Genomic DNA, 25,258 nt, shown 5'->3' on the forward strand with positions numbered 1-25,258 from the left:
ATGCTTCCATTCCATAAACATGGAGTCATCGGTCTTTTTGATTAAGATCACAAGCCGTCAAATGCTTCGGCGATATGACGATAGGATTGAATACGCTTATCGAAATCGTGAATATGAGATACGATCATCAGCTCTTCTAGATGCATGCGATTGGCATAGCGTTTAAGCGCTTCCTTCACTTGACCAGGTGTACCAATAAAACGTCGAGAACGCATCTGTTCAATCATTTGCAATTCCATCGCAGAGTACGGATACTCCGTTGCCGTCTTCACGGACGGGAGATAACCTAGCTCTTGTCCGCTCAAAAGCTTAAGGAAAAACAGCTCATTGCTCTTCCCTAATTGAAGAGCCTCCTCCTCCGTGTCTGCACAGATCACCATAACAGCAGCAAGCGATTGCGGGTGGCTATAATGCACCGAGGGACGGAAATAAGAGTGATAAAGATGAAGCGCCTCATCTCCAGCAGCACCGAAAAACTGAGCAAATGCGTAGGGTAAACCTAGTGATGCCGCAATCTTCGCGCTACCATCACTTGAGCCTAACAGCCATAATTCGGGTACCGTTTCTGTCTGTGGAAATGCGCGTAATCCCGCAAAACGGTGGTTTGATGGATTGTCATCATGCAAATAATCATTCAAATCACTAACTTGTTGTGGGTATAGATCGATATCCACTCTCTTGTGCTCTTGCAACGCACGAGTCGCGATCGGCATTCCACCTGGTGCGCGACCTAAACCTACATCGATACGTCCGGGATGCAACGCTTCAAGCAGCTTAAAATTTTCCGCAACCTTATAGGCACTATAATGAGGAAGCATAATTCCCCCAGAGCCCACCCGAATGGACTTCGTATGCGCAGCGATATGAGCGATTAGGACTTCAGGGCTAGAGGAGGCTAACGCTTCGGAACCATGATGCTCAGAAACCCAAAAGCGATGGTAGCCGAGCTTCTCTACTTCTTGAGCAAGTGCGACCGTCTCATTCAGCGCTTCCTTCACACTTCTTCCTTCATTGACATGCGAATGATCCAATACGCTTAATCTCATCTATTATAAACCTCCTTTCATTCCTGCTGCATTGGCACGCGTATGTATGTAAAAAAAGCCCGCAACGAGTGCGGGCTAGTATTCAAAATTAACGTTTGTTGAAAATATCAGTTAGAACAGGGACGATTTGCGATTTGCGAGATACGACACCCTTCATAACCGCTTTGTTGCCCTGAAGCTTCACGTTGTACGCTTGCTCAACCGCATCTGCACTACGTCCGAGTGCAAGACCAACGGAATCATTGTTTAGAATATCCGTCACAACGAATAAGAATAGATCTAAGCCCTTATCGTTGATAATATTCGTAAGCGCGTCTTCAAGCTCTGCTTGTTTGGATAGAACGTCGTTTACATCAACCGCGTTTACTTGTGCAATTTCAACCTTTGCACTGCCCATTTGGAACTCTTTAGCATCCAAGGAGATCAGTTGCGCGATGGTTTTGTCGCTCAGGTCAGCGCCAGCTTTCAACATATCAAGTCCATAGCTATCAGCATCTACGCCTGCGATTTCAGCTAACTCACGAGCAGCAGCTACATCTTGTGCAGTACAAGTTGGAGATTTGAAAAGAAGTGAATCCGAGATGATTGCCGAAAGCATCAATCCAGCGATGTTCTTAGGAATGGATTTTCCGTTTTCTTTGTACATTTTATTAAGAATTGTTGCGGTGCAGCCAACTGGCTCAGCGCGGTAGTAAAGCGGAGCACTTGTCTCGAAATTGGCAATGCGATGATGGTCGATAACCTCAAGAACAGTAACTTGATCAATATCGGACACACTTTGCTGGCGTTCATTGTGGTCAACGAGAATAACACCTTTTACTTCGTTAGCAACCGTCTCAACTTGACGCGGTGCTTGAACTCCGAATTTATCTAATGCAAATTGCGTTTCACCACTAACGGAGCCCAGACGAACCGCTTCTACTTCTTCACCTAGCTGTGTTTTCAAATCTGCATAGGCAATTGCTGAACAAATCGTATCTGTATCTGGATTTTTGTGACCGAAGATCAAAACTTTGCTCATTTTCGTGCTCCTCATCTATTCATTTTGGCGAGAAAATTATACCGCAAAAGGTAGGCTTTAATCAAGATCCTATCCAATCTATTCCAATTTGGACAAATATCTGCCGTACCCTTCTTCCTCTAACTTGTCTTTAGGAATAAATCGTAGCGCAGCGGAATTGATGCAATAACGCAATCCACCTGGTTTAGGCCCATCGTCGAAGACGTGTCCAAGGTGCGAGTCCGCTTCTCTGCTTCTCACCTCAACTCGAATCATTCCGTGTGAGACGTCCTGATGCTCCAGAATACTTCCGCCGTGTAACGGCTTAGAGAAGCTCGGCCAGCCGCATCCCGCATCAAACTGCTCGCGTGAGCTGAAGAGCGGTTCCCCAGAAACGATATCCACATAGAGCCCAGGCTCTGTATTGTTGTAAAACTCATTACGGAAAGGTGGCTCTGTCCCTTTGTTCTGTGTTACCTCATACTGCATTGGCGTCAGCTTCTTGCGGAGCTCTTCCTTATCCTTCGGGGTATTCCAGTTGTTCTCCAGGAATGCATCCCGACCAGAGCCTTCACGATAATACCTGTATCTCAATTGGTTTTTATGATGATAATCTTGATGATACTCCTCTGCGGGGTAGAATACGCTTATAGGCTCCAGCGTGACCGCGATCGGTTTATCGAACCTTCCACTATTTTGCAAAGCTTCTTTAGAGGCTGTCGCTTCTTTTAGCTGATCTTCATTATGGTAAAAGATTGCTGGACGATAAGAGGAACCCCTGTCGTGGAATTGCCCTTCACCATCGGTAGGATCAACGGAACGCCAGTAAATATCGAGAAGCTTCCCATAAGGGAAGATTTCAGAATCAAAAGTAATTTGGACAGCTTCAGCATGCCCTGTAGTCTCCGAGCATACCTCTTCATACGTCGGATTTTCGGTATGACCACCTGTATAGCCCGAAACAACACCCAAAATACCAGGTAGCTCTTCGAAAGGAGTGACCATGCACCAGAAGCATCCACCAGCGAAAGTCGCCTGAGCTCTATTATTCATAATGGGTTGATCCACGTTGATCATCCTCCTGTACTTTCATAATGTAACGCTTAACATCATTATACATGACTAAGCACACTCTTCACAAAGCCATCTGATCTAATTGTGTTGATCCCCCTGGTTTCGGGGCAGTGCTACGCGAAGCATGAAAAAGGCGGTTCCTCACAGATTCTACTCCGCTTCGGAACAGCCTTCTATATTCTCTCTATGCTTTCTTCTTCACATATTGAATCACCATATCAAACATCGTTTTTGCAATGTCCTCAAGTTGCACCCCATGTTCTTGCTTGATCGTTTCGCCGATCGAAGTCATTCTTTGCAAAATACTGATCGTTGACTCGAAGATAACAGCTGCTGTTTGTTTGACGTCTAAGTCATCACGGATAGTCCCGTCTTCCATCCCTTGGCGAATCAATTCAGACAGCCTCATGCCGTTGCGATCCTCGTGTACGAAAACCTTGTATCGCTCTGTTAATTCGGGGTTGGGATTGCGATCGCGATAGTAATGATCAAAGAAACCGATGTATTTCATATGATTTGGATACATCTTGACGAATTCAAGCCATGCATTCAGGATTTTTTCGAGCTTCTGGATGCCTGTGCCAACAGCATCGAAATGTTTATCGATAAATTGTATCATTTCGGACATGACGTTGATCTGCACTTCGAATGCCAATTCGACGATCGAATTGAAGCACTTATAGAAGGTGACCCTACTTACCCCGGCCCTCGTACAAATATCCTTGATTCCTACGTCCGAAAAATCTAACAGTAAGAACAAGTGTTGAGCCGCCTGGATGATTTCTTCTCGACTTTTGTTTCGAACCTCCATATGCCAGGTTGTACCCATGATCGCCACGTCCTTTTCCGGAAGTATGTAAATCATTAACCACTAATCAATGATTATCTCCATGTTAACAGTATATCATAACGGTTCGATTGCACAAGTAAACAACAACGTAATCTGCAGTTCGTTAAAGAAGAGGTAGCCAAATATCGATATACGCGCCTGTCTGACGATTTGAAAACTCTATCCTCGCTTCGCCATGGTATAGCAAACCTAGCCGTCGTTGTACGTTCCAAATACCGATATGCTCTCCATTTTCGTCCTGAATCTGTTCTCCTTTGCGCATAGTCTCCAGGACAGATTCCGGAAATCCGTTGCCCGTATCAGATATTGTAATTTTCAAGCAGGCCATCGGGTCCCTTACCATCTTGACCTCAATGCCGAGGTGTAGCGGTTCATCCATCGTGACGGCATGCTTCACGGTATTTTCCACGAATGTTTGGATAATGAGAGGCGGCACTTCGAAATTCATGTACAGGTCAGGACACTTAATCTCGTAAGTTAGCTGATCTTGAAAGCGTAGCTCTTGGATCCGCAAATAATTCTGCCCGTGCTTAAGCTCATCCTTTAGCGGAACGAACATCACGTTGCTCCTCAACATATATCGGAAATACTGGACCAGATTTATGCTCAGTTCCTGAATCAGCTCGAATCGCTTCATGAAAGCTAAACTATGCATGATGTTTAAAGAGTTCATAAGGAAGTGCGGGTTCAGTTGAAGCTGCAGCAACTTGAGCTCGGTTCGCTGATTAGTCAACTGTTCTTCATACACGTTAATTCTTAGCCTGTGAATTTGCGACATCATCTGGTTGAAGGCCTCGTTAACCTTCTGGAATTCATCCGACGTCCGATATTTCTTGATTCGATATTCAATATATCCATCTCGTGTCAGCTTCAAAGCAGCAAGAATTCGATTTAATGGAAGCAGAACAGTCTTTCTTATCATAATATAGGCAAGTGGCAGCGTGATTAACGAGCCATAAGAAATGAACTGAACCAAATGCCGCAAGAATGGTAGATTTTCTAGTATGCTTTTCTCCTGAACAAGCACGACCAAGCTAAAATCACCAACCTTGGACTGCTCACGGATAAGAAGGAACTTTGCCTCATCACCAATCAAGTAAAAGCTGTCATCGCCTCTCGTGACATTGACTTGAGCTACAGTTCTTATTGAAGCCGGCTCCATCGGAATTCCCTCTTCAGTCACGTAAAAGGATCTCCCGGTTTCTCCAATGTTAATTAAGCTCATCGGAAGTGTCAGTCTGTTTACATTCACCCATGCGCCTAAATATACGTCGCCGTATTTATAAACCTGAAAAAGATAATATTGTCCATCAATGCTTTGCACCTCCCAATCTACAGTTGGGAAGCTCCCTCCCTTAGCATCATCAGAGTAAATTTGGAGTTTCATATATTGCTCTACAGTTTCCCTTTCTTGAAGTGTTCCGCCTTTGTTAAAGGTATAAAAAAAATCATCTCGTTTCGTCTCAAAAATAAAATAAGAATCGATTAAAGGATACAACCCAATATCCGTACTTAATCGATTCACTAGATTCACCTTAGCTATCGTGTAGTTGTCTTCATCGAACGAGGCCAAATTGACAAGATCATAATTGGTGCCACCAATTGTAGACAAATAGCCATTAACCTCCAACAAGCTCGAATCTAATCGCTCCAAATACAAACTGAGCAGGTTTTTATTTGATTTTGCAACCTGGTCATGGACGACTTTAATTGAATATTGACTGAAATAGATGAGAAGCAAAATTAACGGAAGCACGATTACAATAATAATTAAGAGCAGTTTAAAACGAATCGAATTATAGGGAAGCGTTTTCCTACTATTTAATTTCATGCTGCTAATCCCTTCTCTGCCCAGATATAGAATAACTATTCAACGACCGAGAATGATTGCGATACGCCCCCGGATTCATAAATGCATGCTTCTTAAACATTTGAGAAAAATGCGAAAAGTTATGATATCCTACTGAAGCAGCAACCATACTAATCTGCATTTCGGTTTTAGAAAGCAATTCCTTAGCTCGTTCTACTCTTTGCTGCGAGATATACTCTACAACGGAAAGCCCCGTCTCCTTTTTGAACACTCTCGTTAAATAATCGGGGTTCATGCCAATATAGTCGGCAATAGAATCTCTGGACAAATCCTCATCCAGATTAGCACTAATATAGTTGATCACCCGTTGAACGACAGAATCCTTCAATTCCTTGGAACTGATGTAGTTCATCGCTTTGTTTACAGCATTCTCGACCCACACAACGAGGTCCTGAATGTTATGATTCACTTGAGATACCAGTAAGAAGGATTTTTGGTCGGAATACAACTCATGAGCCTGTACCCCTTTCACCTGCAATACGTAGTAGAGCATTTGGATAAAATTCTGCTGAAACCTCTGTAAAACCTGCTTGTCAACGCCCTTTCCGTGCGAAAGCCGTACCAAATATTCTTTGATCTCGATCAGTGCCCGATCTCTGGCGTTCTCTTGAAGCAAAATTCCCCACATCGTCATGTCCGGCAAATCAATTACAGCAGAAGCGCGATATTTTTCCGAAACGATCAATGCTTTATTAATTTCAGTTACGTTGTTCTGGTCATACTCCAGCAATTCCTCCACCGCACCGGCCATTTCATGAACGGCACTCGGCTTACCTATATAACAGCAAAGATCGCAATAAAAATATTGATTACTAGCCTCGATAAACAATCGGCAATTAGCCAGGAGCGAATCCGCATTGGGAAGCTCTTCATAGGCTTGAATCGTAAGCAATGTATTTTCGTCGATTGCAATAAGGTGACCAGAGCCGCCGTTTTTATTAAACAATAGCTCCTGACCGGCATTTCGCAATGCATATTCAAGTATTTTGATCTCTCGCTTATTGAATTCCTTGTTCCAACGGTGAATTTTCAGTAGAATCGGGACATATTTCATTCGATCAGGCAACGATATTTTGCGACTTGAAGCTGCTTCGAGAATCGCCTGAGGATTGGGCGGGATCGACTGCTCGATAACTTCAAGCCAAAAGTTTTCGAACAGCTGAGGATGATGCCGATTCCACGCTTGACGAAATTGATTGTTTTCTAGCGACTCGCTGTCCTTCTTTATTTTTTGAATCGCTTTCTGTATAGCGGCTGTCAGCTCATCATATGGAAGCGGCTTCAAAATATAATCCAAGCTACCGAGTTCCATAGCTTTCTTGGCAAATTGAAAATCCGCATGGCAAGTTAAAAATATCGTAACCGTCATCGGCGCGTTCTCGCGAACCCATTCCAATAGCTCAAGCCCGCTCCCTTGTGGCATCTCTATATCACATAGCAATATATCAATCGATTGCTCCTCGAAAATTTCCTTTGCTTTCTTGATATTGCTTGCCTCGAATACGCCTGAAATCTCAAGCTCTTCCCATGGAATCGCGTGTCGTATCGCTTCAATTGCTACTCTCTCGTCATCTACGATCAACAGTTGAAGCATGATTTATTCCACCCTTTCTTATAGACATGCTGCTTAGAGGTTTACACGATGTTCAGCTATCATCATAGTAGAATAACATAGCAAACTATTCTCATCAATCAAACCATCCATTCATAGATTTAGCATAAAAATGCCAAACACACGCGAATAAATTCGCACTGGAATGGCATTTTTATACTTATTCATATCCAAATCGATCTTACTAGCCTTTTACAGCTCCTAACGCAATTCCTTTTACAAAATACCCCTGAAAAAATGGGTAAGCGACAAAGATCGGAATTACCGCAATAACTGCAATCGCCATCCGAATGCCAGTGCTCGGCACCTGCACCATGACTGAACTTAAATTGCTGTTATTCGAAGAAGAGAGAAACTCGATATTCGTCATCATCGTATTCAGCACATTTTGCAAGCTAAAATATTTCGAGTCCGTAATAAAGATCATTCCGTTAAACCAGTCGTTCCAATACATAATCGTTTGCAATAAGCCGACCGTAGCAAGAATCGGTACCGACAATGGTAATACAATGGAGTAAAACGTACGCCACTCGCCCGCTCCATCAATATGTGCGGCTTCAATTAGCGGCTTGGGAACAGACGTGATATAAAATGTTCTTACTAGCATCACATTAAAGCCGTTCATTAATAGGTACGGAATAATTAATGCAAACAATGTATTCTTAACATCAATATACTGCGTATACAGCAGGTACGTCGGTACAAGCCCGCCATTGAACAACAAAGTGAAAAATATATAAAAGCCTAATACTTTATGTAACGGATAATCGTTGCGTGATGCTGCATATGCGAGCAAGGACGTAATGACAAGCCCGACGGACGTTCCGATCACCGTAACGATAATGGTCACGGAGTATGCATGAAAAATGCTGGAGGAGTTGTCCCACAAATAGCGATAAGCTTCAAGGCTCAGCTCCTTCGGTATAAAATTGTATCCGTTTAAGATGAGTGTATTTTCTTCCGTAATCGATGCCATAAACAGCAGGATGAACGGCAATACACATAATAGCGATAGCAAGAACAATACGATGTGTGATGACCACTGCCAAACTCTTTGTTCCCGGTACATTCATTTCCCTCCTAGAATAAAGCATTTTCTTTGTTTATTTTGCGAATTACATAGTTAGTCAAAACTACCAGCACTAATCCCACAAGCGACTGATACAGACCCGCAGCCGACGACATTCCGATGTCCCCTAACTGCAGCAATCCGCGATAAACATACGTATCGATGACGTTTGTCGTACTGGAGATTGTACCCGAATTCATAGGCACCTGGTAGAACAGCCCAAAGTCGGAATAGAAGATTCGTCCGATCGAAATTAATGAAAGCATAACGATGACCGGCATGATGAACGGAATTGTGATAGAGCGAATTTGCTGCCATTTGCTCGCTCCATCAAGCGTAGCCGCTTCGTAGTATTCTTGGTCAATACCGATAATGGAAGCCAGATATATGACACAGGAAAAGCCGATATTTTTCCAAACGTGAATAATTGTTAAAATATAAGGCCAGTATTTTGCTTCGATGTACCAAGAGATTTCCGATATACCAAGCTTCGGAAAGACAACCTTGTTCAGCAAGCCTGTTTCTGTACTTAAAAATGCGTACACCAGGTAACTGACAATAACCATCGATACTAGGAAGGGAAGCAATATAATACTTTGGTAAAACCTTTTTACAATTTGATTTTTTACCTCGTTCAGCAAAATCGCAACCCCAATTGCCGATACAGTCGTCAGGACAATGAAGGCTCCATTATACAGCAGTGTATTGCGAGTAATAATGTAAGCATCCTGTGTCTTAAACAAATAAAAAAAGTTTTTAAATCCAATCCAATCGCTCGCCAAAATGCCCTTTGCAAAATTGACATCCTTAAACGCAATCACAAGCCCGAACATCGGCATGTAGTTATTAATTAACAAATACAATACTCCCGGCAATGCCATAAGAGTCAGGGGAAGTATTTTCTTCCATTTCATCATTCTCAGCGAAGCTGCCTTCTGGTCCATTTCGTCACTTCCATCTTTTTCGAGTATACGGGATGCTCACCGTTATCTTCATCTTAAGGCACTCGCCTTGTACTCTCTACCCAAGGTGCGACTATGAATTGTCGTTTTCTCGACCTTGCTTGTTTTCCTGATGGCTATTCCAAAAACAACGTTATTGCTCCAAACATCCCCGTAGGATCCATCGCATCGTGCGTAATCGTAAACGGCGGCTCCGGATAAAGCAATCGATCGCGATCTAATGTTGTGGCGACCTCTATACGAATAGAGTTAATTCCTTTTTTTACAAAGCGCTCAACTTCGAACGTATAAGAAGGGCAAACCTTCATCCCGACATATTCACCGTTGATCCATAGCTCCGCACCCTCATAAATCGACTCAAACGCAATGATCGCTCGCGTCGTCGGAGCCTCAGCCAGATCAAAAGCCTTTTCATAGCGTACAATGCCCGTGAACGTCGGATTGTCGCGTGAAATCGGCACCAATGTCTCCAGCCTCTGCACCTCTCCAAAATGTGGATATGCTTTGTTGTGGACGAGAGCATAGCCCCAGTTTGCGCTAAGGTCTATTTGGCTGCTGCAAGCTGCGAGCTTGTCACTATGAGGAATATAATAATCATACTTGCTGGCCTGCTCCTCCGTGCATTCCAATATGACGCAAGATTCATAAGGCTGTAGCTCCAATTCAATAACTATTTTTTGTGCTTCCTTCCTTGTCCGCAGTCTCTCGTACCGATCCTCCAGGCCATAATAAATAATCGCTGCTCCTTCAATTGGCAGTTCAATCTCACCTCGGAAGGTTTCGTATGCAGACTCATTCTGAAACATAAAGCGATGATTATCTTTGAAATAATGATAATAGGTCAAATCCTTAAACGAATTGTTTAAGCAAATATCATAAATATGTTTAGCCTTCAGCTCATCGGCTAATTGACTTAAAGAGATAACGCTGCGCGTCTTGATCGCTGCAAGAAGCTCCGCTGCCCTTTGGTCATTTCGTTCATTCGAAATCCCCTCCGGATGACCGTCCACAAATATAATCTCTAATTCTTGATTTTTCATCATAAATAAAGCCAGCTCTTTTGTTACATATTGGCTGTACGGAATAATGAGACATCTAAAAACCTCACCATTGATTTTCAATTCGTGCTGATCTACTTTTCCGTTATAAGAGTCGAGTGCATGCAACATATCGGCTGGTACGAAGTCAAAATCGATTTGGTTTTCGGTCAGCTCCCGCGCCGGCTCCTGCATTTTCATATAACGGCCAGTCCATTCGCTCTCCCCGTGGTATAGTACAGCTGTTGGAGCGATATGTGTACCGCCGTTAAAGATATGGCACAATCGATTTGCATAACGCATCAAATAGGCAAAATGTCTAAATTGAGGATTATTCCCACCGGCATAAAAATGCGGAGGACAATCAACGTCAGGGTAATCGCGCATCGAAAACGCATGCGGCACGAGATAATTCACGCCGCGCACAACCAGATGATCCAATATGTACTTCATATCCCGAACTCCGAGCTTCCAGCCATATGCTCCGTACAGCTCGCACATCGTCCGTCCCTGCTTTTTCGGATCCAAATGTCCGCATGACGATCCTAATTTTCCGAGCGCATAATGATAAAACTCACCGTCTCCTTTTGTTATTCCGACTCGCTCTAAGCCTGCCCCGCCGAAAATGATCTGCCCTCCAATGACGTCGATTCCTGCCATATGCTGGCCAGCCATAGCCCTGAAATAGTGACCGGCGCCGCTTCCGAGCCTGCTGTGCTGGTTATTGTCCTCGATGACATGTCCAATATATTCCACCTGATTCGCTTCGCACCATTCCCCCAGCTGCCGGCTAAAATTTTTCTCGTATAGTTTCGTTACAATATCCATATAGCTGTATCTGACATGGATGCTTTGCTTCATCTCGATCGTATCTGCCCATAAGTATGGCAAGTAGGCATACCACTGGTCTCCCAAAGCCTGTTGCAGCATGCTTTCAGCCTCATCGCTCCAAGGTAAAGGCATATCCTTCTGGCCAATCGTTTCATTAAAATCAAACCCGTTGACATTGCCAAACGAAGGCTCATCCGAGAAGAAGCCTGCGAACGTCTTCCCAAAGTCAGCACCATAACGTTCGTAGTGAGGCTCATATACGGCCTCGAGCTGAGTAGCGGCGGATTCTTTGTCAAGCATATTTATATAAGTCGGGTTGCCCCCGTCTGTTCTCGTTTTGTAGATGACATAAATTCTCCAATTGCCCTCCGGCAGCTTGCAAGTCAGAAAGCCGTCGCTTACTTGATCGGACAAATTAATGAATTGTTCGCTGAGCAAGCCTTTGCTGACTAACTCCATAGCTACAACTACAACTAATTGATTATTTTTTTGCTCCTCGGTATCCTTTGGCTTGCCCATATCCAACCATGAGCTTGTCGGCTTTAACATACGTGAGATATGAAGCGTTACCTCATCCTTGGCACCCCATACATCGGCAGTATTGTAGTTGATATATACCTTTTTGCGGCTCGGATATTTGTCCTTGATGAAGCCGTTCGCATAGCCCGTAGGAAAATGAGCATCATCTAGCACCCATACGCGCATCTCCCGGTTTCTCGCCTCATCCATTACAATGTCCAAATCATGCCACCAGCCCGGTCCAGCAAACTCGGGATGCGGTCTGGCTTCCACGCACACTGCTCTAATTCCGCAATCGTAAATCTTCCCCATTTCTTCTCTAATGACGTCTTCACTCTCTCCTCTCATCCATAGAAAAGGAAGGATATAGTTAGTATTCATTCTTCATCTGTCCTTTCGTAAAATAATCTCTCTTTATAAATCATGCGCCCCCCTATGAAGGAGACGCATGGCATAATGATTATTAGTTGAATTTAACCCATTCATCCAATTGCTTCTGTTTCTCTTCAATAATTTTATCGATGCCGGCTTCCTTCAGCTTGCTAATATATTCCGGCAGCTTGTCTGCAGGATCAAGTAATCCTGCCTCCAATGCGTTTTTATACGTGTTCATAACGTTTGTGACAGCTGCAATTTCCGTCTTCACCTGTGAATTGTCAAAGCTGAAGCCTAGAGCCTTGGATTTAATGGCGGACTTATTAAATTCCTCTAGCTTTTTAAAAATGTCAGGATCTGAACCATTTAGAGTATAAGCTGAGAAGGAATTGCCGAACTGCCACTTCGTTCCCATTGCATAAGGATTATTAGCTGCGGTAATGCCTTCAGGATAGTTAATGACATTGTCGGATATTTTCACATAGTGTGTACCCTCGACCCCCCAGCTTAGCAAATTGATTAAGTCCTTGTCCTTGTACATGAGATTCAGCAGCTTCATAGACTTTTCGGGAGTTTTGGCGTTCAGCGGAACAGCCCACATGAATGAAAGGACCGAACTGGTGGTGCTTGCCGGTGCAAGATACTCAGCTCCAACCATTGGTCTGCCTGTACTATTGCTTTCTTGTTCCACTTTGCCTACCTTGGTTGGACCAAAATAGGAGAAGGCTCTTCCAGCTTTAACGACATCCAAATGAACTTCTTTGGTAGTAGCCGCATCCTTGCCGATGTAACCTTTGTTATACCATTCTCTCATGAGCTTTAACTGCTCGGCATACTCCGTCGTTTCAAATAAATTGACTACTTTCATACCATTATCAAAATTTGGAAGAACCCCTAGACCATCTCCCAAATCATCGTACCATTTGTTAAAGTAGAGCATCGATGCACCGGTCGCTCCTGAAATCAGCGGAATTATTCCCGGCTCATTCTCTTTGATGACTTTAAAGACGGCCGTCATATCTTCAAGAGATTTGATCTTGGTAACATCGATACCGTACTTATCGACCAAGTCTTTCCGCATAGTTAAACCAGCACCGGACGCCATGTCCTTCATCGGTACCACTCCGTAGATTTTCCCGTTCACCCTGCTCGTGTTCAAGTAATCCTCACCGAGTACGCTCTTGATATCCGGACCGTGTTGATCGATCAATTCATCGAGCGGTTGCAGCTGACCTCTCGCCACCTGGCTATAGTAGCCGAAGAACGGACTAACGATCATCAAGTCGACTTGCTCATTACCGCTCAAGAGCAAATTCGTCTTTTGCACATAATCACCCGGAGAAATAATGGTCATATTGACCTTCACATTGATGAGGTCTTTAATATGAGCATTGACCGCATCTTGAATAATCGGAAGATCCTTTACGGTGTTCCCATCACCAAAAATAAGGACATTCAAATTTGTGATTTTTTCTTTTGAATCATTTTTAGGTACTTCACTGCCAGTTGCCTGATTGCCAGAACTAGAAACAGAATCGGTATTCGAGCCGTTTTTGCCCGAATTTCCTCCGCAAGCGGAGATCACTAGAATTAGAGCAAGTAGTACAAACATTAATTTTCCAATCCGTTTCATGCAAATCCCCCTAAATATATGATTGAATACAACTTTATCGTAGCTTGTTAGCGTTTACAATTCTGCTCCATTTCCGACTCGGTTTCATTGAATATTCGACTTAAATGCTTAATTTCCACTTCCTCGGTTAGACGAAACCTCGATCAGTTTCCTCATGCCTTCCAAACGCACCACGTAGGAGGTCCATTTCACGAAATTAAGACAAATTCACTCTCGATTCCATCTTTGGAGTTAGGACCGACATACACCATGAAGCGGCCGGGCTCTACCACATACTCCAGAAATTCATTATGAAATCCTAGGCTGGCTACCTCCAGCTCAATAGCTACCCGTTTGCACTCTCCAGGCTGCAGGGCTACCTTCGCAAAACCCTTCAGCTCTTTAATGGGCCTAACTCTGCTTGCAACAACATCGGAAACATATAATTGCACTACCTCTTCGCCGAAGCGATTACCCGTGTTGGTAATATCAACCTCTGCAATAATTCGCCCATCTGCGGTTACTTCCGATTGAGATAATGTCAATCGCTCATAGGCAAATGTCGTATAGCTCAGGCCGTAACCAAAAGGATACAATGGCTCGGTTGATCCATCCAAATATTTCATCGTGAATTTAAACTCGCCTGTAGGCCGCCCAGTATTCGGATGATTGTAATAAACCGGAACCTGACCTGCAGAATGCGGAAAGGTCGCGACAAGCTTGCCGCTCGGATTGTAATCCCCAAAAAGAACATCAGCAAGCGCGTGCCCGCTTAGCGTTCCGAGCTGCCAAGCCTCTACAATGGCATCTGCATGCTCGGCCGCCCAAGGAATGGAGAGCGGTCTACCGTTTACGAGCACGACGATCAGCGGCTTGCCGGCAGCGTGAAGCGCTTTGAGCAGCTCTTCTTGTCTACCCGGAAGTCCCAAATTCAACCTACTTGCGGCTTCGCCGCTCATATTGGAGCTCTCACCGACAACCGCGATGACGACATCGCTGCCGCGCGCAGCTTCCAATGCTTCTGTAAAATCCGATTTATTGTCATCTATTTCGCAGCCTTTGGCGTATACCACCTGCGTGTCTCCGCCAGCAGCCGCTGCAATCCCTTCGCGGATCGTAACGACATTATTCGGATTACCGGAAATTGCCCACGCGCCAAGCATCTCATCGGCATTGTCAGCCAAGGGTCCAATTAGAGCTATTTTTTTGTTGCCCCTGCTTAATGGCAAGGCTTCGTTTTCGTTTTTCAGCAAAACAATCGACCGCTGGGCAGCTTCTCTAGCTAATGTCAGGTGCTCAGGTGCCAGTAAAAGTCGCTGCTCTTGTTCCGGAGTCGTCCGATACGGATTTTCAAACAATCCCAGTGCAAATTTCATGCGCAGCACGCGACGAACTGCTTCATTCAGATCAGCATGTGATAATTGTTCCTCCGCAAGCAACTGCGGTAAATCTTCTTCATAAGTGCCGTGGCTCATGTCCATATCGACACCGGCCATCAAAGCTTTCTTGCTCGCTTCTTTTCTCGTTTCCGCATATCCGTGCACCATAACTTCAGCAACAGAATTGGCATCACTGACAACGAATCCTTGGAAGCCGTATTGCTTCCTCAGTACCTCGCTGAGTAGATATCGGTTCGCTGTACATGGAATCCCGTTCAGATCATTGAAGGCACTCATGAACGTTCCGACTCCAGCCTCAGCTGCCGCTTTAAACGGGGGCAAATAAACATCATGCAGCATTTGCAGCGACATATCGACTGTATTGTAATCACGTCCGCCAACTGCTCCTCCGTAAGCAACTAGGTGCTTGGCGCAAGCAAGCAAAGCACTAGGATTGGATAAATCCTCTCCCTGAAACCCTTTCACACGCGCTGCCGCCATTAGGCTCCCTAAGTACGGATCTTCGCCAGCTCCCTCGGAAATCCGCCCCCACCTTGGATCACGAGCAATGTCCACCATAGGCGCAAATGTCCAATGCAAGCCAGCCGCAGCTGCCTCTTTTGCCGCAATTTTCGCAGTTTCTCTAGCAAGCTCAGGCTCCCAGCTGCATGCCTCAGCCAGTGGAATTGGAAAAATCGTTCGGTATCCGTGGATAACGTCCAGACCGAACAAGATCGGGATGCCTAAGCGTGATTCTTCGACCGCAATGCGTTGCAGCTCGTTCACTTTGGCTGCACCAGTTACACCGCCCATACTGCCGATCAAACCGGCTCGAATTTTATCTTCATGATAATCTCGCCCAATCTGACTAAATTCCTCATAGGAGAGCTCGCCATTGACCATTTGCGCGATAATTTCATCTTTGGTCAACCCGAAGGCACCGAACAAAGATGGCGATAACTGCATTAGCTGTCCGATTTTCTCTTCCAGCGTCATCTGCTCAAGCAGCCTCGCAATAGAAACTTCAACATCGTCATACATGAATTTCATCGATAAATCCCCCTTCATTTCATTTCCATCTTGCATCGTAGCCATTTTAGCTGATTAATTGTCCTCTCTCTACCCGAGACACAACTATCGATTTTTAGACTGCAGAAAAAAAAGATAAAACGGCTTAACATAACCAAGCCGTTAATAATAGATTTACTGCTTTATGAGCATACCAATCAAACCCACCACATTTCCTCAACCGGCTCCCGTAGCAAGATTTGCTGAAGGTTTTGCACAGCTTTCGTAAAGCCCTCGTCCACAGACATCAAGCCATCCTCGTGCTCGATGCTTACTGCCCCGTTGTACCCTACAAGGCGCAGCGTGCTAAGAATATCTGCCCACGTCTTAAGATCATGACCGTAACCTACGGTGCGGAACTGCCAGGCCCGATCGAGCATTTGCGTGTACGACTGCATATCCGTAATCCCATGCATATTAACATTAACAGGATCGATCGCAGTATCCTTAGCATGAAAATGATAAATCGCATCGTTGCGACCTAAGATACGAATAGCTTGTACGGGATCGATGCCCTGCCACCACATATGACTCGGATCAAGATTGGCTCCAATTCGCAAGCCAGCCGCTTCTCGCAAACGAAGCAAGGTTGCCGGAGAATGAACCGAAAATCCGCCATGCAGCTCCAATGCGATATTGACGTCCAGTTCTTCCACCTGCTTCCCGATTTCCGTCCAATAAGGAATCAATTTCTGTTCCCATTGCCAATCCAAAATCTCTCTATAATCGTTCGGCCATGGCGCTACGGGCCAGTTCGGGTATTTGGCATGCTCATGGTCTCCGGGACAGCCAGAAAATCCAACAACGGTTTTTACTCCCATGAGATGAGCTAATTCCAATGTTTTCATAAAATCGTCGTGATACGATTTCGCAATTTGCTTTTGAGGGTGCAACGGATTGCCGTGACAGCTTAGCGCACTAATTTCCAAACCTCTGGATTTAAACACATTGATATAAGCCTTAAGCTTTCCTTGATCAGCAAGCAATTCATCCACATTACAATGAGCATTTCCCGGATATCCGCCTGTTCCTATCTCGACTGCATTCAAGCCTTTGGCAGCGATATAATCCATCGCTTCCTCAAGCGGCTTATGAACTAACAATACGGTGAATACGCCTAATTTCATTGCTCGTTTCCTCCTAAACATCATTTTACATTCTCTCAAATTTGCCGACATGTTTGCGAGTACGAGTTCCTATTCGCTCTTGTGACATAAAAAGCCCCATGCCTGCCAGCAGCAGTGACAATGTAATTGCTGCAAACAGCAAAGAGCCGTTTCATAATTCATAATGCCGAAGTTCATAATGAAACTAAGCACAAGCAGCATGAAATATGGGGAACGAATTGACAGCACGAATCTTTGAAGCCAATTGGCTTTTGGCTCAGCCTGTTCATTCAGTATTAGCTCTAGCGCATCCGTTTTACGGTTTCAGGCAGCCACAAGGTTGAGATCGCCGAAATCAATCCTAGCTTAGCTGCCGCGCCAAAACACATTCACAGGTTATCCTTAAAGGATGAACCTGTGATTGAGTAAGCTTATTATTTTTACTTGCTTAACAATTTCTGTTCCATTCGCAAAAAACGTTCGGTCATTTCCAAAGCTCTGCCGGATATGTGATCCTCATATTCCGCCATAATGTAGCCGTCGAAGTCGGATTCAGCAATAATCGGCAAAATGTCCTTATACGGAATGCTCGCTTCCTCAAGCTTTTCATCGAGATAATGAAACTTCCCATGAAAGTGTACTACATAAGGCATAATCTTCTTCAGCCCTTCCAAATCAGGCTCTTTATAGAAGGTAACAAATCCATACATCCCTTGGAATGCTCCCATAACAGCACCGTTGGCGCCGGCATCCAGCAAGCGTTGTCTCCCCTCTTCTCTTGGCACTCCTTCATAGCGCAGTTGAGCCGCCATTTCCAATAATTCAAGGGGAGCCCCATTTTGCAGCGCCGAATCCCAGTGCGGTTTGTTCGGGCGAGTCGCGAAGCATCCGAAGTCAGGTGTAAACCCTATAAATTTCGATCCCGATTGCTCGATCACTTCTAAGTAGCTTTGCATGATGGGCGACGTCGGAGTTTCTGGATTGTGAATTTCGATGCCGACTTTTACCCCGTAGCTTTCCGCATATGGCGCTAGCTTCGCCAGTGCGGAAGGCGATAACAGATACTGCGCACGCATTACTTTACAGCCTAATTTGCCGGCCGTCTTTACATCGATAATCGCAGACTGAAGCATCTCTTCCTCGGTTAGATCTCGGTCGGACCTAACTCCTCGATCCGTATTCGCCCCATAAGACACGAAATCAATGCCATAAGCGTTCGTCATCGTTTTAAACTCACTTAACACTCTATCAGTAACGTAAGGATATGAGGAAAGCATCTGCGTACCTACCAGTTCGAAGCCATCCGCACCGTATTCAGCTGCGGTTCGAATGCAATCTTCCAAAGAAAGCTTGCCTTTGACGTATTCATCCGTGAAGCTGTATAAGGACACGCCCAGCTTAATATTTCCCATCTTATTCCTTACTCCTTTTTCAATTATTAAATAGTCAGTACTTTATGGCCCGAAGAATCCAATGTCGCGTAATCATGCGAATGCTTGCTTCCAGGCGTCGCCATATAAGGAATTCTCAGTTGCATCGTGACCTCGATCTCATGCGCTCCATCTTTTAAGCTGTCAGGCAAGTAAACCTTGATCGTTGCCGGCTCAATTAAATTCCAAAATTCGGAAACCAGGCTTGGCAGCTGCTTTATGGTAAATTCCTTATCACGCAAACAGAACGCAATGTCATCCGGATTAACAGCTTCATCGTCAACCTTAATGCTTAACTCCTTTAGGCAGGAGAGATAATGACCACGATAATTACTCAGGCGAATTTGGAATTCGTACCCTAGCTTCTTGCCGTTCACATAAGTATGTTTGAGGCTTCCGTCGCTAACGACATCGACGAATGGCAGCTTCAACATGAATGCCATATGCGTTTGCTCCTTTCTAATAGGTTCAATAACGGATTATTCTTTGTCAAACAATACTTCCTTGCCCGTTTCTGCCGACTTATAAATGGCATCGAGAATTTTTGTCACGATGAAGGCTTGCTCTGGCTTTACAAGCGGTTCCTTATCGTTTTTAACTGCGTCCAACCATTGCTTCGCTTCCAGCACTCCCGGAGCGTTCGAGCCGCCTTCGAAGTAAGCAATATTTCCAGATGCTGAATTTTTCTGCTCCATCAGCATTCCGTTTCGTGCCGAGTTATAAATCAATTCATTCGTTTTATAGCTCATGCCGGCTTTGATCTCCGCTCCCGCTTTGGTGCCGCAAAGCGTCATTGCTGCTTCCTTGGATTCTGAAACGTTAAGCGCCCATGAGGATTCCAAGAAAATTGTCGCTCCGTTCTCCATTTTGACATAACCGAATGCTGAATCCTCAACCTCGAACGTCTCTGGGTCCCATGGCCCAAACATATTGCCTTCAACCGCCTCAGGCAAACTACCAAGCTTATAGAATACTGAACCGGTAACGGAAACAGGCTTGTAGTTGTCCATCATCCACAAGGTTAAATCTAACGCATGCGTACCGATATCAATCAATGGACCGCCGCCTTGCTGAGATTTGTCCGGAAAAACGCCCCAAGTCGGAACGGCGCGGCGACGAACAGCATGCGCCTTGGCGAAGTATACATCACCAAGCTCTTGTTTCTGGCAAGATTGATATAGCGATTGCACTTCTTCTCTGAACCGGTTCTGGTATGCGATCGTGAATTTTTTGCCGGACTTTTTCCAAGCATCCATCATCGCTTGTGCCGCTTCCGTCGTATGGGCCATAGGCTTTTCGCATAACACGTGTTTGCCCGCTTCGAAGGTCGCAACCGTGATCGGGCTGTGCATGACGTTAGGAGTCAATACGTGAACGATATCGATAGACTCGTCCTTCAATAGCTCGTTATAATCCGTGTATACTTTCGCGTCTGCCGAGCCGTATTCTTTCGCGGCTTTCTCTGCGCGCTCAACGACGATGTCGCAAAATGCGACCATTTCGCATTCGTTTTTCAATTGGGATAAGGATGGAAAATGCTTCTGATTGGCGATACCGCCACATCCGATAATACCGATTCTTAATTTTTCCATTTTCATTTCCTCCTAGATTTTTGATTAGCGTAATCCCTGCTTTATGGATTACATTTAGTTAATGTTTAACACTACGTTAACCTTTAGGGCACACTTTAGTACTCGCACTGCCATTCCGACTACAATTGCTTACAATTCCATTATGGCTTTACTTAAAAACGGGCTCTACTCCAAAAGCGACCATTTATTATCGGATTTCAGACCTCACGACTATAACCATTATCCGAATAAATGAAGTCCGGCTGCTCCTACAACGCCTGCATCATTACTGAGAACGGCCGGCACGATGTCAACGCCTTCTTGGCTGTTCTCTACGGCTAGCTCCCTATAGTAGTGATCGATGATCTGGAACAAATATTCTCCGGCTTTCGATACGCCGCCACCTACAACAAACCGCTGCGGGTTTATAGTAACGGACATCAACGCCATCGCCCGTCCTAAGTAAAATGCAGCTCGATGAACGATTTTGATCGCGGTCTGGTCTCCTAGCTTGGCTGCGTCCATAACATCCTTGGCCGTTATCGATTCCAAAGATGATAAGGACGTTTCTGCTCCATCCGCAACGGCTTGTTTCGCCATGTAGATAATGCCCGTAGCGGAAGATACCGTCTCTAGACAGCCCTTCTTGCCACATCCGCATGAAATCGCTTCGTCTTCCGGCACAACATTCAAATGTCCGAGCTCTCCGGCCATGCCGGCGAAGCCTTGGATTAGGCTGCCCTTTGCAATAATTCCGCCGCCGACGCCCGTTCCTAACGTGAAGCAAATTAAGTTGTCGATGCCTGCTCCGGCACCGCCCCAAGCTTCGCCTAGCGCAGCAACGTTGGCATCGTTGTCGATCCGTACGGACTTCCCGAGCTTCGCTTCCAACGTCCCTTTGACATCTACATTTCTCCAGCCAAGATTAGGTGATAATTTCACAAACCCGTTCGGAATATCCATGAAGCCCGGAATCCCAGCACCTATGCCTTCGACTTGATCCCAGTCGTATTCGGTCTGATCGAATAGCTTGCGTACATAAGCAGCACTATTACTCAGTACATGCTCTGCCCCATGCTGCGCTTCCGTGTCGCCTTCATAGGTTTTTAATAATTGTCCTTTCGCATCGCAAAGGCCAACTTTTATCGTCGTGCCTCCTAGATCAACGCCAACGTATATTTTTTCGCCCATCTTCTACACTCCAACCTTTGTTTTATTGAAATCGTAAGGCTTTTGATTCCCTGCCGCTTCATAGAAAGCGTCGACGATATTCATGAAATACTCGCCGTGCCAAGCCGGGGCCAGCAGTTGCTTGCCGGTTGCGATACATTCGGTGAAATGCTGGAACTCGTCTAGCGTTCGGATATTAGGATTCAGCTTCGGCCCTATGTCCACGCAAGTCCCGGACTGTTCCGAGAACAGCTTCAGCTCCCCGTTTACGAAGCTTACGCCGCCCTTCGTGCCGATCAGCTCGTAATAAAACTTGTCCTGCTCGATGTTGGATGCCCAGCTGAATTCGAAGCTTACCGTCGCGCCGTTCTCTAAATGAAGCAGGCCGACAGCGCTGTCTTCCACATCGAATACGCCGTTCGGATTTCCCTTATAACCATTGCGGTTCCGCGTGGTCGTATCAGCGAACGTCTGACGTGTAGAACCCGCAATGAATGACGGGGAAGGCATATTCATAAAATACAGGACCAAGTCCAAGTAATGGACACCAAGATCAATCATGACGCCCCCGCCAGAGAGCTTCTGATTCGTAAACCATGTACCGCGACCCGGAATGCCGCTTCTTCTCACCCAGCCTGCTTTAGCTTGGTATATTTCACCTAACAACCCCTGGTCGATGTATTGTTTGACGAAAACCGACTCATTCGTGAATCGGTTGTTCAAACCTACCATCAAAGCTTTCTCCGATGCTTCCTGCACCCTCAGAATTTGCCGGGCTTCGTTGCCGTTAACGGCCAACGGTTTCTCGCAGTGAACGTTCACGCCGGCTTGCAAAGCTGCAATCGAAATTTCCGCATGAAGGAAATTTGGCGTGCAAATACTAACAATATCCAAGTTTTCGTTTCGCAGCATTTCCTTATAGTCACTGTAAACCTTGCTTACTTGGTACTTATCCGCAACACGTTTCGCTTGTTCGAAGTTTACATCGCAAACCGCGACCATTTCGACGTGTGGAAGATTAAGATATCCTTTAATATGCTTTTTCTCCGCATTGCTGCCCGCACCGATGATGGCGTATCTTAATTTCCGCTCCATGTGTCATCCTCTCCTTCCCCTAAGCTCTAAACAATAATTCGTTCATATATCGGACCGTATAGTCGATCCCTTGCTGACCGAGCTCGCCGGACCAAACCTGCGAATGCGGCTCGATGCTTAACCCTCCGCTATACCCTTTAGCACGCAACAAGGAAAAGAACGCTGGCCAATCCGTCTGATCCAGACCAGCCGGCGGATCATCCACCCTTTCACCGCCTGCGATCATGGAGCCCTTCAGATGCACATGCTTGAATCGATGACCCCAATCCTTCGACTCTTGCAAGTAATCTCCTCCGAAGTACCTGCTGTGCGACGGGTCGTATTTAATGCCGAGTTCGGCGAGGTGTCCGTGAATGACAGTCCAAGCCGCCGGATTATGAATGAAGTTGCCCTTGCGGCAATTATAGGATGAAATCGTAACGCCTTTGTCCTTCCCGTAATCGATAAGCTTCGAGAAAAACGAGATGGCTGCCGTGCAATTGTCGTAGTATGACAGTTCATCCACGTAGTTGCATCCGCTGACGAAATTCGCGCAACCTAGTTCGCTGGCGACGTCAATCAGACGGTAGCAAATCTCCAACTCTTCTTCGATCAATCTCCCTTGCATATCGATGCGTTTGGACTTCCATCTCCCGACGGAGCCTACACTTACGCGATATCGATTCATATATTGCTTAAGATTTTGCTGGTCCTCATAGAAGGCTCTTCCGTCATTACTTTCATTGATACAAAATTCCAAGAAGTCCAGTCCTCTCCGAGCTGCCATTTGAAAGCTTTCCTCGACTGGCAACGCAATGATTCCAAGCTGCATCTGCTTTCAACCTCCTTATAGTCATTCAAGCAATTCATCTACTAACACATCGATAACCATTAAACACTAATTAATCATTTACACATTGTAAATGTATTTGTTTTTAGAATATCACAGTTTTGTTTCCGTTTGCAATCGATTATTTATTGCGACCTCAGATGATCATTCTTTCATGGATTCCAAACATGAAAATCCCGAGAAGTCGGAATTCTCGGGATAATGATTACAATGATTTTACTGTTTGCTCTTCTAAACCAAAATCAGCGTTCGTTTATGCGGTTTCGAGCCAAGAAGCGTGTCAGCAACCGGCGGTATGTAAGACGAACTGTATACAAAACGAACTTCGATCTCATGGCAACCGCTTGCCAGACCGCCCTCTTTGGCGACAGTGAGCGTCGCGGGATCCAAAAGGCTCCAATGATCATCCCCACGTTCCGCCAACTCTGCTTGTTCGTAGGTCACGCCGTTGATCGTCCAAGTAATCTGTTGTCCGGCGAACGTTTCGCCGTCTACGATAATCGTCGCAGGGCGAAGCTGCGACAGCCAGAGGCCTCGGTAATTGGTAAGTCTTATGTTGATTTGAAATCCCGTGACTTTTCCATCCAACTCTACGTTACGAAACCCTCTTTGTTGAATGCATTCTTTCTCAAGCATTTGGCATGCTCCTCTCCTTATTTGCCCAAGATTCGTTTCATCATCACGTGATGCTTCCGTACCTGATCAACGGCATAGCCCTGTACATCTTTCTTCGGTCCTTCGTATTCGCTGACAAGGTAGCCGTCCCAATTATGCTCCATCAATGTACGTAGAATTTTTTCGTAGGGAATCGTCATTTCTTCGAAATCGTCGGACATTTTAACGAACTTGGCGTGGCAGCAATAAACGTACGGAAGCAATGGAATGATATCTTCCACCGGACTATGCTCGGATTCCGGCATGACGAAGTCGTCCGGTCCCCATTCACTAGCCGGCAAACGTTTCGTTTCGAATACGCCAAAGTCGATGTTGAGGCCGAAGTGCTTCGTTCCCGTCTTCTTGATAAACTCCACGTAATCATCTACCATTTTGGATTTCAATAGCGTAGGGACGTGAATTTCCGGACACATGCGCACATCGTATCGCTCCGCCATAGGCAGCGCCATCTCGATAAACTCTCTCCAGTTATGAACAGGCGTCAGCGTGTCGTCGATCACTCCAAGCTTGGTGCGAAGCACCTTGAACCCGAGTCGGTTGGCCAACTTGAAATCGCGAACTAACATGTCATAAGACTCCTGAGAAGTCAACTCCCGGCCTTGATACATCCGCGAATCTACCCAATGGCCGTATTCAGCCGGCACGATATCGTATTTGGCGATCAATCGGTCCCAATTTTCCAGCCACTCTTGGCTTGGGTTGGGATAGTTTTCAATGTGCCCATTCGCCAATATTTCCACGCCTTTCGCGCCAATGCTGTGCATCTCGGCAAACATATCCTCAAGCGTCATCGTCACGCCGTATTCGCCCGCATAGCTATAAATCGAGACGCCGCGTTTGGGGTTACCCGTTCCCCCTGGTTGATTGCTCATTTCTTCTACTCTCCTTTGTAAATATTGCGATTGTCAACCAAATTTTCAAGCTTACGTTCATGTTACCGAAATTAAGTACCGGCATTCTACCCGCGAACCGACTCCGAATTATCGAATATTCGACCTATATGCGGCATTCCGGTAAGCTATCTTTTCGCGGTCCTATTCGCTTCTCATCAATGAACCGTGCTTCTAAAGCTTCGCAC

At 45.4% G+C, this 25,258-nt stretch carries 20 protein-coding genes; all 20 read right to left on the reverse strand.

Going from position 1 to position 25,258, the window contains the following annotated elements; translation table 11 throughout:
• Positions 1-47: 47 nt before the first annotated feature.
• Positions 48-1,046: an LLM class flavin-dependent oxidoreductase gene (locus M1K58_RS07800; protein WP_256758085.1), complete on the reverse strand. Its 999-nt coding sequence runs from the start codon at positions 1,044-1,046 to the stop codon at positions 48-50.
• Positions 1,047-1,134: 88 nt separating this feature from the next.
• The gene (locus tag M1K58_RS07805; protein ID WP_256758086.1) at positions 1,135-2,067 is read right to left on the reverse strand and encodes a manganese-dependent inorganic pyrophosphatase; all 933 of its coding nucleotides are present in this window, start codon (positions 2,065-2,067) and stop codon (positions 1,135-1,137) included.
• Positions 2,068-2,145: 78 nt separating this feature from the next.
• Complete coding sequence (gene msrB, locus M1K58_RS07810) at positions 2,146-3,123, reverse strand: peptide-methionine (R)-S-oxide reductase MsrB (RefSeq protein WP_372339120.1); 978 nt, start codon at positions 3,121-3,123, stop codon at positions 2,146-2,148.
• A 181-nt stretch (positions 3,124-3,304) separates the two neighbouring features.
• Positions 3,305-3,949 carry a TetR/AcrR family transcriptional regulator gene (locus tag M1K58_RS07815; protein ID WP_256758087.1) on the reverse strand — a complete coding sequence of 215 codons (645 nt, stop codon included), beginning with the start codon at positions 3,947-3,949 and terminating at the stop codon, positions 3,305-3,307.
• Positions 3,950-4,073: 124 nt separating this feature from the next.
• Entirely contained in the window at positions 4,074-5,801 is a 1,728-nt protein-coding gene (locus M1K58_RS07820; protein ID WP_256758088.1) for a sensor histidine kinase, read from the reverse strand.
• A gap of 4 nt (positions 5,802-5,805) precedes the next feature.
• On the reverse strand, positions 5,806-7,434 hold the full coding sequence (locus M1K58_RS07825; RefSeq protein WP_256758089.1) for a response regulator: 1,629 nt from the start codon (positions 7,432-7,434) through the stop codon (positions 5,806-5,808).
• Between the two features lie 202 nt (positions 7,435-7,636).
• Positions 7,637-8,521, reverse strand: a complete 885-nt coding sequence (locus tag M1K58_RS07830; RefSeq protein WP_256758090.1) for a carbohydrate ABC transporter permease — start codon at positions 8,519-8,521, stop codon at positions 7,637-7,639.
• 11 nt (positions 8,522-8,532) lie between these two features.
• Positions 8,533-9,465: an ABC transporter permease gene (locus tag M1K58_RS07835; protein ID WP_256758091.1), complete on the reverse strand. Its 933-nt coding sequence runs from the start codon at positions 9,463-9,465 to the stop codon at positions 8,533-8,535.
• 134 nt (positions 9,466-9,599) lie between these two features.
• On the reverse strand, positions 9,600-12,251 hold the full coding sequence (locus M1K58_RS07840) for a sugar-binding domain-containing protein (protein ID WP_256758092.1): 2,652 nt from the start codon (positions 12,249-12,251) through the stop codon (positions 9,600-9,602).
• An 82-nt stretch (positions 12,252-12,333) separates the two neighbouring features.
• Positions 12,334-13,878, reverse strand: coding sequence for an ABC transporter substrate-binding protein (locus tag M1K58_RS07845; protein ID WP_256758093.1), 1,545 nt, complete (start codon positions 13,876-13,878; stop codon positions 12,334-12,336).
• A gap of 188 nt (positions 13,879-14,066) precedes the next feature.
• Positions 14,067-16,286: a beta-glucosidase BglX gene (bglX, locus tag M1K58_RS07850; RefSeq protein WP_256758094.1), complete on the reverse strand. Its 2,220-nt coding sequence runs from the start codon at positions 16,284-16,286 to the stop codon at positions 14,067-14,069.
• Positions 16,287-16,462: 176 nt separating this feature from the next.
• A complete protein-coding gene (locus M1K58_RS07855; RefSeq protein WP_256758095.1) occupies positions 16,463-17,431 on the reverse strand; it encodes a sugar phosphate isomerase/epimerase family protein in 969 nt (322 codons plus the stop codon).
• A 419-nt stretch (positions 17,432-17,850) separates the two neighbouring features.
• On the reverse strand, positions 17,851-18,822 hold the full coding sequence (locus M1K58_RS07860; RefSeq protein ID WP_256758096.1) for a sugar phosphate isomerase/epimerase family protein: 972 nt from the start codon (positions 18,820-18,822) through the stop codon (positions 17,851-17,853).
• A gap of 26 nt (positions 18,823-18,848) precedes the next feature.
• Positions 18,849-19,283, reverse strand: coding sequence for a C-glycoside deglycosidase beta subunit domain-containing protein (locus M1K58_RS07865; protein WP_256758097.1), 435 nt, complete (start codon positions 19,281-19,283; stop codon positions 18,849-18,851).
• A gap of 36 nt (positions 19,284-19,319) precedes the next feature.
• The gene (locus tag M1K58_RS07870; protein WP_256758098.1) at positions 19,320-20,432 is read right to left on the reverse strand and encodes a Gfo/Idh/MocA family protein; all 1,113 of its coding nucleotides are present in this window, start codon (positions 20,430-20,432) and stop codon (positions 19,320-19,322) included.
• 219 nt (positions 20,433-20,651) lie between these two features.
• Positions 20,652-21,602 (reverse strand): ROK family glucokinase, encoded by a 951-nt coding sequence (locus M1K58_RS07875; RefSeq protein ID WP_256758099.1) that lies wholly within the window; start codon positions 21,600-21,602, stop codon positions 20,652-20,654.
• Between the two features lie 3 nt (positions 21,603-21,605).
• A complete protein-coding gene (locus M1K58_RS07880) occupies positions 21,606-22,676 on the reverse strand; it encodes a Gfo/Idh/MocA family protein (RefSeq protein ID WP_256758100.1) in 1,071 nt (356 codons plus the stop codon).
• A gap of 19 nt (positions 22,677-22,695) precedes the next feature.
• Positions 22,696-23,487 carry a sugar phosphate isomerase/epimerase family protein gene (locus M1K58_RS07885; protein WP_256758101.1) on the reverse strand — a complete coding sequence of 264 codons (792 nt, stop codon included), beginning with the start codon at positions 23,485-23,487 and terminating at the stop codon, positions 22,696-22,698.
• A 249-nt stretch (positions 23,488-23,736) separates the two neighbouring features.
• Entirely contained in the window at positions 23,737-24,141 is a 405-nt protein-coding gene (locus tag M1K58_RS07890) for a C-glycoside deglycosidase beta subunit domain-containing protein (RefSeq protein WP_256758102.1), read from the reverse strand.
• A gap of 17 nt (positions 24,142-24,158) precedes the next feature.
• Positions 24,159-25,052, reverse strand: coding sequence for a sugar phosphate isomerase/epimerase family protein (locus M1K58_RS07895; RefSeq protein WP_256758104.1), 894 nt, complete (start codon positions 25,050-25,052; stop codon positions 24,159-24,161).
• Positions 25,053-25,258 lie beyond the last annotated feature (206 nt).

The sequence above is a fragment of the Cohnella sp. WQ 127256 genome (assembly GCF_024519285.1).
GTDB lineage: Bacteria > Bacillota > Bacilli > Paenibacillales > Paenibacillaceae > Cohnella.